This window comes from Bradyrhizobium sp. USDA 10063 (assembly GCF_054063735.1).
The window spans coordinates 2,045,828-2,060,306 of the sequence record NZ_JBSSGP010000002.1 but is presented as its reverse complement, the minus strand read 5'-3'; the positions used below and the strand labels follow the sequence as shown (position 1 = coordinate 2,060,306).

The following is a 14,479-nucleotide window of genomic DNA, read 5'->3' as shown; positions in this document are numbered from 1 at the left end:
CATGAATCCGAACGAGGCGAGTCTCGTCCGCACGACCGCTGTGACGGTCGTCATGCTCGTCCTGCTGCGGCTTCTCGCCGCCGCTCTTACACCGATCACCTTCGACGAAGCCTATTACTGGATGTGGTCGAAGAGTCTTGCCGGCGGCTATTACGACCATCCGCCGATGGTTGCGCTGGTGATCCGTGCCGGCACGCTGATCGCCGGCGATACCGAACTCGGCGTGCGGCTGGTCTCGATTCTGCTGGCGCTGCCGATGAGCTGGGCGGTCTATCGCTCGGCCGAGATCCTGTTCGGCGGCCCGCGCGTGGCGGCGAGTGCTGTGATCCTGCTCAACGCCACCTTGCTGGCCGCGGTCGGCACCATGATCGTGACCCCGGATGCGCCGCTTCTGGTCTCCGCAAGCCTCTTGCTGTTCGCGCTGGCCAAGGTGCTTCAGACCGGGCAGGGCGCATGGTGGCTTGCGGTCGGCGCCGCCGCCGGCGCCGCGCTTCTGTCAAAATACACCGCCCTGTTCTTCGGCCCGGCGATCCTGATCTGGCTCGCCGCGGTGCCGAAGCTGCGGCGCTGGCTCCTGTCGCCCTGGCTCTATCTCGGCGGCCTGGTCGCGCTGTTGATGTTCGCACCCGTCATCCTCTGGAACGCCGACCACCACTGGGTCTCCTTCATCAAGCAGATGGGGCGCGCGCGGATCGAGGATTTCAGGCCGGCCTTCATCGGCGAACTGATCCCGACCCAGATCGCGTTCGCGACGCCGCTGGTCTTCATCCTCGGCGCGATGGGGCTGCATGCGCTTGCGTTTCGACGCACGGGTGCCTTCGCCTCGCGCCTGCTCGTCAATCTCTTGTTCTGGATCATCGTCGTCTATTTCGTCTGGCATTCGCTGCATGCGCGGGTCGAGGCCAACTGGTTCGCACCGGTGTATCCGCCCTTCATGGTCGCGGCTGCTGTGGCGGCGACGATCGTGCCGTGGGAAGGACGCTGGCAGCGGCTTGCCGATTTCTGCCGGCGCTGGGCGGCGCCGACCGGGATCGTGATGTTCGTGCTGCTGATCGTGCAGGCCAATACCGGCGTGCTCACGCTCTATCGCCGCGATGCCACCGTGCGCAGCGTCGGCGTCGGCTGGCGCGAGACGGCGGCGGAGATCGAAGCGGCACGCGCGCGTGTCGGCGCGAGCTGCGTGCTCGCCCCGGACTACGGCACCACGGCCTGGCTCGCCTTCTATCTGCCGCAGGGCACCTGTGTCGCGCAGCAAGACCAGCGTATCCGCTGGGTCAACATGCCTGAGCCGAGCGCGGCTGAGCTTGCCGGAAAGCTGCTCTATGTCCATGAATTCAGGCCCGAGGACCCGCCATTCCCAAAGGAGATGTTCTCCCATGTGGAGAGGATCGCCGAGGTGCAGCGCAAGCGTGGCCCGCTCGTGATCGAGACCTACGCGCTCGATCTCCTGCAGGGACCGAAGGGCGACGTCTTCGACCGCTCGCCGCCGCCGGAACTGCAGTAGCGCACTAAGGGGACGTTCTCGCCCGCAAGAGATGGCGTCATACCCCGCGCATGCGAGGTATCCAGTACGCAATGGCGCCTCGTCTCCAATCACCGCTGTGGAATACTGGGTCACCCGCCTTCGCGGGTGACGACGAGCAGAAATTTTTGCCGAGCATGTCGTCTCTACGCCTCCCGGAACGTCTTCTACGAGAAGTCGCCAACCAGCGAGGTTCCGTCATGACCAGTTCCATCCTGAAACCCGCCGCCGAGCTCGCTGCCACCAACACCGCGCGCCATCCCAATGAGAGCACGGAATATCGCCGGGCGCGCCAGGCCCTGCTCGTCGAGGAGATCGAGCTGCGCCGCCAGATCGAGCGTGTCGCGGCGCTGCGTCGGACCTTGCCGCCGGGCGGCGAGGTGACGAAGGCTTACGAGTTCATCGGCGAGGGCGGCAAGGTTGGTTTGCCCGAGCTGTTCGGTGGCAAGCAGACGCTTGTGATCTACAGCTACATGTTCGGGCCGCAGCGTGAGAAGCCGTGCCCGATGTGCACCTCGTTCATGGGGACCTGGGAAGCCAAGCTGCCCGACGTCGAGCAGCGCATCGCCTTCGTGTTCGTGGCGCGCTCGCCGATCGAGCGTCTGGTCGCGGCGAAGAAGGCGCGCGGCTGGACGCAGCACAGGATTTTCTCCGACATGTCGGGAGACTATACGCGCGATTACGTCAGCGCGGCCGATGCCGACGCGCCCGGCTACAACGTCTTCACGCGGCGCGACGGCACCATCCGCCATTTCTGGTCCGGCGAGATGGGGCCGAAGATGGCCGACCCCGGCCAGGACCCGCGCGGCGCGCCCGACATCGATCCGCTCTGGACCATTCTCGACACCACGCCCGAAGGCCGCGGTACGGACTGGTATCCGAAGTTGAGTTACTGAGCGGGCTGCGCTCCCTCTCCCGCTTGCGGGAGAGGGCTGGGGTGAGGGTATTTCCGCGTTGGGACTCCCCGAGTGGAGAGAGCCCTCACCCGGCGCGGAGCCTGTGCTCGGACGGCGCGAAGCGCCGATCCGAGTGCGCCGACCTCTCCCGCAAGCGGGAGAGGTGAACAAAGCTTGCGGACGGCCTTTCCAATCAAATCGAATCCCGCTTTGGGACAGAGATAAATCGTGCCTTATTTCGGCAATATTACGGGGTAATTCAAAAAGGAAATTCCCCGCCGTTTCTCGCGCCTCACATCTGCCCGCGTTTAATCCGCATTTAACTAAAAGTCGCCTTAATGACGCTCCGCGCCTCTGCGAGACGCTCCGGCGGAAGTTGTCCCGCGCTCTCAAAGAGGAAGAAGTGGAACTGTTCTGGACGCAAGGCGAATGAGTACGAGTACCGGTGCGTTTGGCTTTGCGGCGCCCTCCCGCAAAAAATCTTCCCGGAAGGTCCTCCCTCACTATTTCATTGGCAGCGCCGCTGTGGCGGGGCTCGTGGTCGGCTGCGCCTGGACCGTCTACACCAACATCTTCGCGGCGAACGTCTATCCCTCGATGGACAGGGCCGCCTATAAGGCGCCTGTGATGAAGCGGGAGGCCGCGGTCGCTGCGCGTCCGACGCCGGCCTTCAACGAGGTATTCGCGTCGCTGCCGCCACCGCCGCCGACATTGTCGAAGCCCGAGCCCTCCTCGGCTTCGATCATGTTTAACGAAAGGTTTGCAGCCGCCTCTCCGGAGGGCGTCGCGTCACGGGCGGCCGAGGCCGCGCCGCCGGCGGAAGCGCCGAAGATCGCGGAAGCGTCGAAGCCGGCCGCCGCAGCCAAACTCGCCGAAGCGAAGGCGGGTGCTGCGCCGAAGGGGGTTGAAGCCGCGAAGAAGGAGGCCGCGGCCTCGCTGCAGGTCGCGCTCAACACGCCGACCGCGCCCGTCGACATCAAGTCCGCGGCAAAATCGTCCGGCGGGTCCGTCCGCGACATGGCGGCGCGCGCCAAGGCCGCGGTGATGTCGATCGCCTCAGGCGAGAGGCAGTCGATCGTCGAAAAGCTCTGGGGCAAGCGCGAGTCCTCGGGCTCGCTGCTGTCGTTCGCCTCTGCGGATGCCAACGTCACCGGCAGCATTCCCTCGACGCTGAGCCAGAACCCGATGAACGGCGGCTCGCCGCCCTATGATCGCCAGACCGCGGTCTACGACATCGCCGCCAAAACGGTGTATCTGCCGGACGGCACCCGGCTCGAAGCGCATTCCGGCCTCGGCTCCAAGATCGACGACGTCCGCTATGCGCATGTGCGCATGCAGGGCGTGACACCGCCGCACATCTACGAGCTCAAGCCGCGCGAAGCGCTGTTTCACGGCGTGCCCGCGCTGCGCCTGACGCCGATCGGCGGCGAGGACAAAATCTATGGTCGCTCCGGCCTGCTCGCGCACACCTACATGCTCGGACCCAACGGCGATTCCAACGGCTGCGTCTCCTTCAAGAACTACTACGCGTTCCTGGATGCATACCGGAATAAGGGTATCCGCCGGCTTGCGGTGCTGGCGAAGGTGCAGTGACGCGGACAGCGTATCTGATCTGTATTTCAGCTTATCCGCTTGTCATTCCGGGGCGATGCGAAGCATCGAGCCCGGAATCCATGGGCCGCCTGCGGGCGGTCCATCGACGTTTCACGAGGCTTGAGATAGCAGTCCAAGACGATCGGCTTTCGGCAGGGAACACAAAAGGCCGCGCCCCAGGGGTCGTGTTGAAGCTTGACAGTTCGGGAGAGAAATCTAGGCTATTTTCCATCCATGGGTGCACTTCGACATCGTCTTTTGAGTACGGTCTGATCAACCAGGGATAGAGAGGAGGGACAACACCGCCTCCACAGGAAGTCGCGAAGACTGCGGCGAATAGCGGCCTTTCGCGCGAGTGACCTGCTCAGAACGGATATGTCGCGACCATAACCGGAAGCGCAAGGATTGAGAGGAGCATCGGCGTGGCCTGCTCCTGAGTGTGCCGCCGCGCACGCGTAACGGATTTCCCGCCGAAACATAGAGCTGAGCGCGTTGCGGCGACAATCGGCAACAAGACAAGTCAGCAATAGCAGGAGGGAGGACGAAACCGCTGCAAGAAGCAAGCGGCAAGCGGATCGGCAAGGTTCACCGCCGATGCAGTTCCAGTGACATGAAAATCAAAATGAAAATCAAAGGGGAGGAATCCAATGGCAATCGGTATCAAGTACCTTACGAGTTGTGCGGCGCTTGCGCTGGCCGTTATGGCTGTTGCGTCACCTGCATCAGCGATTGATCCTGCCCGTCTACAGGCGGCCGAGCAGAGTCCGAACGATTGGCTGACCTACCATGGCGGCTACAAGTCGTATCACTACAGCGCGCTCGATCAGATCAACGCAGACAACGTGAAAAACCTTCAGGTCGCGTGGATCCATATGCCCGGGCGCTCGACGCGCGGCCTGCAGTCGATGCCGCTCGCGGCTGACGGCGTGCTGTACTATTCGGGCTCCTACAGTCGCGTCTACGCGCTCGATGGCGCGACCGGCAAGCTCATCTGGTCGTACTTCCCCGAGCTCGACGAAGAGCTGGTGGCGATGCAGACGCACTCGCCGTACAATCGCGGCGTCGCGCTCGGCGATGGCAAGGTCTTCGTCGGCACCGTTGACGGACGGCTCATTGCGCTCGACATGAAAACCGGCAAGCCGGCGTGGGACACGCGGCTGGTCGATTCCAAGAAGCTCACCGTCGGCTTCACCGGCGCGCCGCTGGTGGTGAAGGACACCGTCATCATCGGCAGCCAGGGCGGCGAGTGGACCTCGCGCGGGCCGCTGTTCGGCGTCGATATCAAGACCGGCAAGAAGAAATGGGAGTTTTTCACCGTCGCCGGCACCGAGGACGCCAAGGCGACGTGGGGCAATGAATCATGGCGCACCGGCGGCGGCGGCGCCTGGATGCCGGGCGGCTACGATCCGGAGAGCAACACCATCTGGTGGGGAACGGCGAATCCCGCACCGCTGTACGACTGGTCCGGCGCGGATTGGCAGAAAAGCGGTCCGCGGCCAGGCACCAACCTCTACACCACCTCGGTCATCGCGCTCGATCCCGATAGCGGAAAGCTGAAGTTCTATCACCAGGAGCTGCCGCACGACGCCTGGGACTTCGACTCGGCGGTCGGTGAATTCCTGATGATCGACCGTGACGGCCGCAAGCTCGTCGTGCATCCGAACAAGGGCGGGTTCGTCTTCGTCTACGATCGCGCCAACGGGAAGGTACAGAACGTATGGCGGCTCACGAAGAACATCAACTTCGTGAAGGATATCGACCCGAAGACCGGCGAACTCATCGGTCGGCGCGATCTGTCGCTCGGCCCGACGAGCTCGCCGCTCTGCCCGGCGATCGCCGGCGGCATCAGTTGGAACGCGGGCTCGTACAACCCGAAGACCGGCCTCTGGTACAAGATCGGACAGGAATGGTGCATGGACGTGGATGTGGTGAAGACCACGCCAATCACCGAACCGATGGCGCAACTCAACATCGGCGCCAACTTCAAGCTCGTCCCGCCGCCGGACGGACCGGCGCGCGGACATCTCAGTGCCCGCGACCCCGTCACCGGCGACAAGAAATGGGAGGTCACCTTCAGCGAGCCGCCGCTCGCGAGCGTGCTCGCGACGGGCGGCAATCTGGTGTTCGTACCGGACTCGCGCGGTGTGCTGCACGCCTACAATGCCGAGACCGGGTCGGAATTGTGGTCGCATTACAATGGTGTCGGCCACAATGGCGGCATCATCAGCTACACCGCTGGCGGCAAGCAGTACATCGCGGTGCCGGCCGGATGGGGCGGCATGGTGGCCGATGAATTTCCGGCCCTGTTCGGCGAACCTTACAAGAGCATGCCGAAGGACGCCGGTGCGCTCGTCGTGTTTGCGCTGAAGTAACAACAATAACAGGGAGGCGAGGCGGTGGGGTGCGGTTGCATCCCGCCGCTACAATCCTGATGCGAATGTCGAAATCAATCATTCTCGCCACCGGCATGGCGTTGTTGTTGCCGTCCTCGTGGCCCCTGGGCGTCTGCGCGCAGCAGAGCCAGGCTCAAAATCAAGATCAGTCGGCCAGGGAGAGCGACATCGAGGGTGGAACAATGTTCGCGACCTCATGCGGCTTCTGCCACCAGAACGGCGGCCGCACAGCAGGCAAGGGACCGAAGCTCGCCGGCACGACCCGCGACGACAATTTTCTGGCGGAGCGGATCAGGAAGGGCAAGCCCGGCGTCATGCCCGCCTTCGGCGGCGCCTTTTCGGAGAGCCAGATCATGGCGATCGTGGCCTACATCCGGGCGCTCGACGAGTGATGCCGGCGATGCGATGTGTCGTTCTTGCAAGCCTGCTGGCCTTGTGCGGCGCCGCCAATGCCACGGCGCGTTCGCTTGAAGCGATCCGCCAGCGCGGTGCGCTGACGCTCTGCGCCCACCCCAACGCGCTGCCGTTCGCCAGCAGGCGCGGCGACGTTCCGGGGTTCCAGGTCGAGATCGCCAGGGAGCTGGCGAAGCGGCTCGAGGTCTCGCTGGAACAGCACTGGGTGATCAACAGCTTCCAGTATCGCCGCGCCGATTGCGACGTCATCCTCGATGCGATCGCCGACCGCGCGGTGCTGGCAGAGGTGGGCCTACGCATGTCGCGGCCCTATCACCGCAGCGGGGTCGCGCTGGCGGTTGGAGCCAGCTCCACCGCCGCGTCGCTGGCGGAGTTGAGGCCGGGGCAGCGGGTCGGCGTGCAGGTCGGCTCGATCGTGTCAGTGATCCTTGGCAAGCGAGGGATCAGGACCTCGCCATTCGCGTTCGAGGACGACATCATGGACGCGCTGGCCAAAGGCGAGATCGATGCGGCGGCGGTCACGCCCGCCGCAATCGGCTGGTTCAACCACACCCATCCCGATGCACACGTCCGCCGTATCCCTGGCTTCGAAGACGAGCCGGACCTGAACTGGAATGTCGCTGTCGGGATGCTCAGTCCGGACGAGAAGCTGCGACAGGGCATCGACGCAGCGCTGGAGGCATTGCTGGCCGACGGCACGCTCGCCCGGATCTACGCGCGCTACGATGTCGATCTACGGCCGCCAAAATGAGATGAGTTGCTGACGCGCGGAATATTCGCGATCCCGCGTGAGCGGATAGCTCTGCGCAAGCGGCGAAATGGATTCCGGGCTCGGCGCTTTGCGCCACCCCGGAATGACGGCGGAGAGTGTTTTTCGTCTCTCGTCATTCCGGGGCGCGCGAAGCGCGAGCCCGGAATCCATTCATCCGCGAACTCAGGCCGTAATTTCCGGATAAAGATCGATCCACTCGGGATTCTTCTCCTCGATGAGCCGAATCTTCCAGTCCCTTCGCCACTTCTTCAGTTCTTTCTCGCGTGTGATAGCTGTAGTCGGGTCATCGTAGATTTCGAACCAGACCAATTTGTCCACCGTGTATCGCTTGGTGAAGCCGGGGACAGCCTTGGTCTTGTGCTCATAAGTGCGGCGAATGATGTCGTTGGTCACGCCGAGATACAGTGTGCCGTATTTCTTGCTTGCGAGCAGGTAGACGTAATAAGCCATGAGCGAGCCGTGAAATGGATTCCGGGCTCGCGCTTCGCGCGCCCCGGAATGACACCGGATGGTACGGCTGGCTCATGAAGAAGATCAAGCATCGTCATAAAACAAAAACCCCGGCATTGCTGCCGGGGTTTTGCATTTGGTGGATCGCTTGGCGAAGCGACGTCGGACCTCAGAAGTCCATGCCGCCGCCCGGAGGCATTGCGGGGCCGCCTGCGTTCTTCTTCGGCAGCTCGGCGACCATCGCCTCGGTGGTGATCAGCAGAGCTGCCACCGACGCCGCGTTCTGGATCGCGGTGCGCACGACCTTGGTCGGGTCGATGATGCCCTTCTTGACGAGGTCGGCGTATTCGCCGGTCTGCGAGTCGAAGCCATAAGCGTAGGCCTTGTTCTCGAGGATCTTGCCGACGATGACCGAGCCGTCTTCACCCGCGTTGATCGCGATCTGGCGGGCCGGAGCCGACAGCGCCTTGCGCACGATCTCGACGCCGGTCTTCTGGTCGTCGTTCTTGGTGCGCAGGCCCTTGAGCTGCTCGGAGGCACGGAGCAGGGCGACGCCGCCGCCCGGAACGATGCCTTCCTCGACCGCCGCACGGGTCGCATGCATCGCGTCATCAACGCGGTCCTTGCGCTCCTTGACCTCGATCTCGGTCGCGCCGCCGACGCGGATCACCGCGACGCCGCCCGCAAGCTTGGCCAGACGCTCCTGCAGCTTCTCACGGTCGTAGTCCGAGGTGGTCTCCTCGATCTGCGCCTTGATCTGGGCCACGCGCGCCTCGATGTCGGCCTTCTTGCCGGCGCCGTTGACGATCGTGGTGTTCTCCTTGTCGATCATCACCTTCTTGGCGCGACCGAGCATCTGCAGCGTGACGTTCTCGAGCTTGATGCCGAGATCTTCCGAGATCGCCTGGCCGCCGGTCAGGATCGCGATGTCCTGCAGCATGGCCTTGCGGCGATCGCCGAAGCCCGGAGCCTTGACGGCCGCGACCTTCAGGCCGCCACGCAGGCGGTTCACGACCAGGGTGGCGAGGGCTTCGCCTTCGACGTCTTCAGCGACGATGACGAGCGGCTTGCCGGTCTGCACCACGGCCTCGAGCAGCGGCAGCAGCTCGTTCAGCGAGGAGAGCTTCTTCTCGTTGATGAGGATGTAGGCGTCGTCCATCTCAACGCGCATCTTGTCGGCGTTGGTGACGAAGTAGGGCGAGATGTAGCCGCGGTCGAACTGCATGCCCTCGACGACGTCGAGCTCGGTCTCCAGCGACTTGGCTTCCTCGACGGTGATCACACCCTCATTGCCGACCTTTTTCATGGCGTCGGAGAGGAACTTGCCGATCTCGGCGTCGCCGTTGGCGGAGATGGTGCCGACCTGGGCGATCTCGTCGTTGGAGGTGACCTTCTTGGAGTTCTTCTGCAGGTCCGCAACCACAGCCTCGACCGCAAGGTCGATGCCACGCTTCAGGTCCATCGGGTTCATGCCGGCGGCGACCGACTTGGCGCCTTCCTTCACGATCGCCTGGGCCAGCACGGTGGCGGTGGTGGTGCCGTCGCCGGCCGCGTCAGCGGACTTGGAAGCGACTTCGCGCACCATCTGGGCGCCCATGTTCTCGAACTTGTCGTCGAGCTCGATCTCCTTGGCGACGGTGACGCCGTCCTTGGTGATGCGGGGAGCGCCGAACGACTTGTCGAGCACGACGTTGCGGCCCTTCGGGCCGAGGGTGACCTTCACCGCATTGGCGAGGATGTCGACGCCGCGCAGCATCTTGTCGCGCGCCTCGACGGAGAATTTGACTTCTTTAGCTGCCATGTGTGTTTTTCCTTGAGGGATTTATCCTGGGAGGGAGGGCCTTAGGCCGCCTTCTTCTTGGAAGCGGGGACGTCGAGGACGCCCATGATGTCGCTTTCCTTCATGATCAACAGCTCCTGGCCGTCGATCTTGACCTCGGTGCCGGACCACTTGCCGAACAGGACGCGATCGCCAACCTTGAGGTCGATCGGGATCAGCTTGCCAGCCTCGTCGCGGCCGCCCGGGCCGACGGCGACGACTTCGCCCTGGGAGGGCTTTTCCTTGGCAGTGTCGGGAATGATGATGCCGCCTGCAGTCTTCTCTTCGGCGTCGATGCGCTTGACCACGACGCGGTCGTGAAGCGGACGGAAACTCATGCAGTCCTCCTAAGCTATTGTGGATGCTGTAGAATTTTGGGGTATTAGCAGTCTAGCCAAGCGAGTGCTAAGCCAGCCCGCGATGGAAATAGGCCAGACTTTGCGTGGGGGCAAGGGCTTGTAGCAGAAAAATTGGCACTCGGAAGTGCCGCCTGCCAGTATCGCTTATCATCATTAACCTGGCCAGAGATCGACCGGCGAGGTCATATTAGCACATGCGCTAAGTTGCTGCTAACGCACGATTTTTCAACAGTCCGTTAAACATTTAGACTTGTGATGCGTTGGTCGCATGCGTCACATTTCTCTCATGTGAGCGCATCTCCGCCGGGGTGGCTCCGGCAGGAAAGCCATCCCGTGAAATGCGCTCCTTCGAAAGTGGAGGGTTGGCATATGGTCTCGCGGGTTGGTGGGGTTGTTTCCGACGATTTCCGGAAGCAGATGCTGGGTTACGGGCTGACGACGGCGCAGATCCTCTACCGGATGCCGGACCATCCCTCGCTGCTGCAGACCTACGTCTGGCAGAACTACGATCTCTTCCCGAAATTCCCGGCGCTGCAGGATTTCCTCGTCTTCTGGCAGGAGAAGCTCGAGGGGCCGCTGCACTCGGTGACCGTCGCGCATTCCAAGCTGATCAAGCCGACCGAGCTGCGCGCGGTCGACGGCGTCTTCCGCCTGCATTGAAGGTGCATCGGCAATTGCCGTCGGGGGGAACGGTGATAACCTTCCTTTGACGCGTCCGCGTCGCGGACGCCTGCAACAGGGAGGCACGCCATGGCCAAGCAGAAGCCGGCATCAAGACCCGCAGCCAAGACGGCGGTCCGGAAGAAGTGGACCGGCCACAAGACCGCCGCCAAATCCACCGCCCGCAAGGCGATCAAGTCCAAGGGCCGCGTATCCAAGGCGGCGCACAAGGCGCGGCCGAAACAGCGCATAGCCGTCAGCCATCATCGCGAAGAGGATTTCAAGGCGGACGGGCTGCGCGCTTACGCGCAATACCGCGACCTCGGCATTGCCGACGCCACGCACGGGCTGGCGCAGGCGCATGTGATCCGGCTGGTCGGACCGTGCAATCCGGAAGAGGTGTCAAAGCTGCATTACCATGACGTGCAATTCCAGATGGTCTACGTGCTCAGGGGCTGGGTGAAGACCTACATGGAAGGGCAGGGCGAGACTCTGATGCGAGAGGGCAGCGCCTGGACCCAGCCGCCGAAGATCAGGCACATGATCCTCGATTATTCCGATGATGTCGAACTGCTCGAGATCATCCTGCCGGCTGAATTCAAGACGGTGGAATTGACGACGTAACCACCACTGTCATTCCGGGGCGATGCGAAGCATCGAACCCGGAATCCATCGGGCCGCAGGCGCAAGTGGTGGAATGGATTCCGGGCTCGCGCTGCGCGCGCCTCGGAATGACAGGTCAGGTCAACACCCCCACGATCGCGCCCATCAGGCATGTCGTCAGCGTGCCCGATACGATCGACTTCAGCCCGAGCGCGTTGATCTCCTCGCGCCGCGTCGGCGCCATGGTGTTGAGGCCGCCGATCATGATGCCGAGGCTGGCGAAATTGGCGAAGCCGCACATCGCATAGAGCATGATCAGGCGCGAGCGCGGATCCAGCGCGTCGGTGGGAAGGTTCGACAGATCGACATAGGCGATCAATTCGTTCAGCACCGTCTTGGTGCCCATCAGGCTGCCCGCCGTGATGGCCTGCGACCACGGCAGGCCCATCAGCCAGCACACCGGCGCCATGACGTAGCCGAGCAGGCGCTGCAAGGAGATCCTGGCGCCGCCGATTTCCGGCAGGATCCCGAGGATCGCGTTGACGAGATAGACCAGCGCTACCAGCACCAGCAGCATCGCGACGATGTGGAGCAGCAGTTCGAGCCCGGCCGCGGTGCCCTTGACGATGGCGTCCATCGTCGAGGACGCGTGCATTTCGGGATCGCTAGCGACTCCGGGATCGCCGAGCGACCCGCCGGTGCGCTGATCGGACGTCTCCGGGACCATGATCAGGCTCACCAGGATCGCCGCCGGCGCCCCTAGCACGGAGGCGATGACGAAATGCGCGGCGGCGTCCGGGATCAGCGGCGCGAGCAGGGTAGCGTAGAGCACCAGCACGGTGCCGGCGATCCCGGCCATGCCGCCCGTCATCACCAGGAACAATTCGGAGCGGGTGAGCTGCGCAAGATAGGGCCGGATGAACAGCGGCGCTTCCACCATGCCGAGGAAGATATTGGCGGCGGTGGAGAGCCCGACCGCGCCGCCGACGCCGAGCGTCCGCTCGAGCAGCCAGGCCATGCCGCGCACGATCGGCGGCAGCACGCGCCAATAGAACAGAAGCGTGGTCAACACGCTCATGACCAGCACGATCGGCAGCGCCTGGAAGGCGAGGATGAAGTCCGCGCCCGGTGCCTTGAGGTCGAACGGCAGCGGCGCGCCGCCGAGATAGCCGAACACGAAGGAGGTGCCGGCGCGCGAGGCGGCGGCGATGACGCCGACGGCCTCGTTGATCGCGCCGAACGCCGTTGCCACCAGCGGCACCTTGATCAGCACCAGCGCGGTGACCAGCGTCACCACCAGTCCGACGATCGCCTGCCGGATCGACACCGCGCGGTGCTTCTCGCTGAACGCCCAGGCGATCGCCAGCAGCGCCACCACGCCGAACGCCGATTGCAGTTGTAACATTCACAAGATCTCCCGAACGATTATGGCAGCACGATCTGCAAGTGCAATGCCGCTTCGTTCGGTGCGGTGGACGTCCGCTGTTGTGGATTGGCCGTTTTCCGCGCTGGAGGTGGAGAGCTGGAGCAGGGGGAAACGCAATGCCTAACCCTCATCCTGAGAGCGTGAGAATCTTTAGGCAATGAGCATTTGCCACAGCCGCGGTGCTGTGATTCGCTTGCATTGCGCGCGAGGCAGGGGCTGACGATGGCTGACGAGCAATTGTTCGAGGGGTTACCTGAGCAGGAAAGACCGCAGGCCGAAGGGCGTGGTGCGCTGCGGCTGCGGGTGCCGGAACGCAGTCAGATCGGCATGCAGGTGGCGGCATTGGACGATCTGATCTCGGAGGATCATCCGGTCCGCTCGGTCTGGGCGTTCGTCGAGGGGCTGGATCTGTCGGCGTTGCACGAGGTGATCAAGGCGCGCGAGGGCCAGCCCGGACATCCGCCAGCAGCACCGGAACTGATGTTGGCGCTTTGGCTGTGGGCCACGGTCGATGGGGTGGGCAGCGCCCGCCAACTGGATCGGCTGTGCCGCGATCATCTGGTCTATCGCTGGTTATGCGGCGGGGTGTCGATGAACTATCACAGCCTGTCGAACTTCCGGATCGCGCATATGGCAGTTCTGGAGCGGCTGCTGGCGCAGGGGGTCGCATCCATGGTGGAAGCTGGCCTGGTGTCGCTCGACACGTTGGCGCAGGATGGCTTGCGGGTGCGCGCGGGTGCCGGGGCGAGTTCCTTCCGCCGGCGCGCGCGGCTTGATGATCTGCTCACCGCGGCGCAGACGCGGGTGGCGCGCCTGCGCGCTGAAGCCGAGACGGATCCGGCGGCTGGCGATCGTCGCCAGCGGGCGGCGAAGGCGCGTGGCGCCCGCGAGCGCGAGGCGCGGATCGCGGCGGCGCAGCAGCGCATGAAGGAACTGGAGGTCGAGCGGGAGCGGCGCGAGAAGACCAACAAGAACCAGGTGGCCAAGCAGAAGGAGCCGCGCGCTTCGACCACCGATACCGACGCGCGGGTGATGAAGATGGCCGATGGTGGGTGGCGTCCGGCTTATAACATGCAGATCATCTCGGCGCCGGAACACCAGGTGATCGTTGCGGTCGACATCGATACCAGCGGCTCGGATCGCGGCCTGGCGCAACCGGGGATCGAGACGGTGCACGCTGAAGGCTACGACCCCTCCAACTATCTGGTCGACGGCGGCTTCACCAAGAACGACGACATCGAGTGGGCCCACGCCAAAGATATCAAACTGTGGTGCCCGGCGGGGCAAACCAGGCACGGCACCGACCCTTATGCGCCGAAGCAGGGTGACGGTGTTGGCGTCGCGGATTGGCGTGAACGCATGCAGAGCAAGGACGGTAAGGCATTCTACCGACTGCGCGCCGAGCACGAATGCATCAATGCCCATGCCCGCCGCATGGGACTGCGCCAGCTAACCCTGCGCGGCAAGATCAAGGCCCGCCTCCATCTGCTGTGGTTCGCCGTCGCTCACAACATGATGCGCTTCCTCGCCTTGCACGCCAAGGCGCAGGTCGCGGCATGAACAGAGGCGTCC

13 protein-coding genes are annotated in these 14,479 nt (G+C 63.8%); 9 read left to right on the top strand and 4 right to left on the bottom strand.

The window, feature by feature from the left end; genetic code table 11:
• Window position 1 precedes the first annotated feature (1 nt).
• From ACVJGD_RS12125 to ACVJGD_RS12100, 6 genes are all read left to right on the top strand, one after another.
• Complete coding sequence (locus tag ACVJGD_RS12125) at window positions 2-1,504, top strand: glycosyltransferase family 39 protein (RefSeq protein WP_456634559.1); 1,503 nt, start codon at window positions 2-4, stop codon at window positions 1,502-1,504.
• 218 nt (window positions 1,505-1,722) lie between these two features.
• The gene (locus ACVJGD_RS12120; protein WP_456634558.1) at window positions 1,723-2,418 is read left to right on the top strand and encodes a DUF899 family protein; all 696 of its coding nucleotides are present in this window, start codon (window positions 1,723-1,725) and stop codon (window positions 2,416-2,418) included.
• Window positions 2,419-2,847: 429 nt separating this feature from the next.
• Window positions 2,848-4,011, top strand: a complete 1,164-nt coding sequence (locus ACVJGD_RS12115) for a DUF2778 domain-containing protein (RefSeq protein ID WP_456634557.1) — start codon at window positions 2,848-2,850, stop codon at window positions 4,009-4,011.
• 701 nt (window positions 4,012-4,712) lie between these two features.
• Complete coding sequence (locus ACVJGD_RS12110) at window positions 4,713-6,383, top strand: outer membrane protein assembly factor BamB family protein (RefSeq protein WP_456640234.1); 1,671 nt, start codon at window positions 4,713-4,715, stop codon at window positions 6,381-6,383.
• Window positions 6,384-6,448: 65 nt separating this feature from the next.
• Window positions 6,449-6,796, top strand: coding sequence for a c-type cytochrome (locus ACVJGD_RS12105; RefSeq protein WP_456634556.1), 348 nt, complete (start codon window positions 6,449-6,451; stop codon window positions 6,794-6,796).
• Between the two features lie 8 nt (window positions 6,797-6,804).
• Window positions 6,805-7,569 (top strand): substrate-binding periplasmic protein, encoded by a 765-nt coding sequence (locus ACVJGD_RS12100; RefSeq protein WP_456634555.1) that lies wholly within the window; start codon window positions 6,805-6,807, stop codon window positions 7,567-7,569.
• Between the two features lie 183 nt (window positions 7,570-7,752).
• Here ACVJGD_RS12100 and ACVJGD_RS12095 read toward each other — a convergent pair whose 3' ends face one another.
• The 3 genes from ACVJGD_RS12095 to groES all read right to left on the bottom strand — a co-directional run bounded on the left by ACVJGD_RS12095 (window position 7,753) and on the right by groES (window position 10,197).
• Window positions 7,753-8,040 (bottom strand): GIY-YIG nuclease family protein, encoded by a 288-nt coding sequence (locus ACVJGD_RS12095; protein WP_456634554.1) that lies wholly within the window; start codon window positions 8,038-8,040, stop codon window positions 7,753-7,755.
• A 169-nt stretch (window positions 8,041-8,209) separates the two neighbouring features.
• The gene (groL, locus tag ACVJGD_RS12090; protein WP_456634553.1) at window positions 8,210-9,841 is read right to left on the bottom strand and encodes a chaperonin GroEL; all 1,632 of its coding nucleotides are present in this window, start codon (window positions 9,839-9,841) and stop codon (window positions 8,210-8,212) included.
• A 41-nt stretch (window positions 9,842-9,882) separates the two neighbouring features.
• Entirely contained in the window at window positions 9,883-10,197 is a 315-nt protein-coding gene (groES, locus tag ACVJGD_RS12085) for a co-chaperone GroES (protein ID WP_028166314.1), read from the bottom strand.
• Window positions 10,198-10,587: 390 nt separating this feature from the next.
• On the opposite strand from groES, the gene ACVJGD_RS12080 reads away from it, so the two are divergent.
• Window positions 10,588-10,878 carry an usg protein gene (locus ACVJGD_RS12080; protein ID WP_456634552.1) on the top strand — a complete coding sequence of 97 codons (291 nt, stop codon included), beginning with the start codon at window positions 10,588-10,590 and terminating at the stop codon, window positions 10,876-10,878.
• Window positions 10,879-10,968: 90 nt separating this feature from the next.
• A complete protein-coding gene (locus tag ACVJGD_RS12075) occupies window positions 10,969-11,502 on the top strand; it encodes a cupin domain-containing protein (protein ID WP_456634551.1) in 534 nt (177 codons plus the stop codon).
• A 115-nt stretch (window positions 11,503-11,617) separates the two neighbouring features.
• On the opposite strand, the gene ACVJGD_RS12070 is transcribed toward ACVJGD_RS12075, so the two are convergent.
• Window positions 11,618-12,886, bottom strand: a complete 1,269-nt coding sequence (locus tag ACVJGD_RS12070) for a NupC/NupG family nucleoside CNT transporter (RefSeq protein ID WP_456634550.1) — start codon at window positions 12,884-12,886, stop codon at window positions 11,618-11,620.
• A gap of 243 nt (window positions 12,887-13,129) precedes the next feature.
• Between ACVJGD_RS12070 and ACVJGD_RS12065 the strand changes: the two genes are divergently transcribed.
• The gene (locus ACVJGD_RS12065) at window positions 13,130-14,467 is read left to right on the top strand and encodes an IS1182 family transposase (protein WP_456633186.1); all 1,338 of its coding nucleotides are present in this window, start codon (window positions 13,130-13,132) and stop codon (window positions 14,465-14,467) included.
• The last annotated feature ends 12 nt before the right edge of the window (window positions 14,468-14,479 follow it).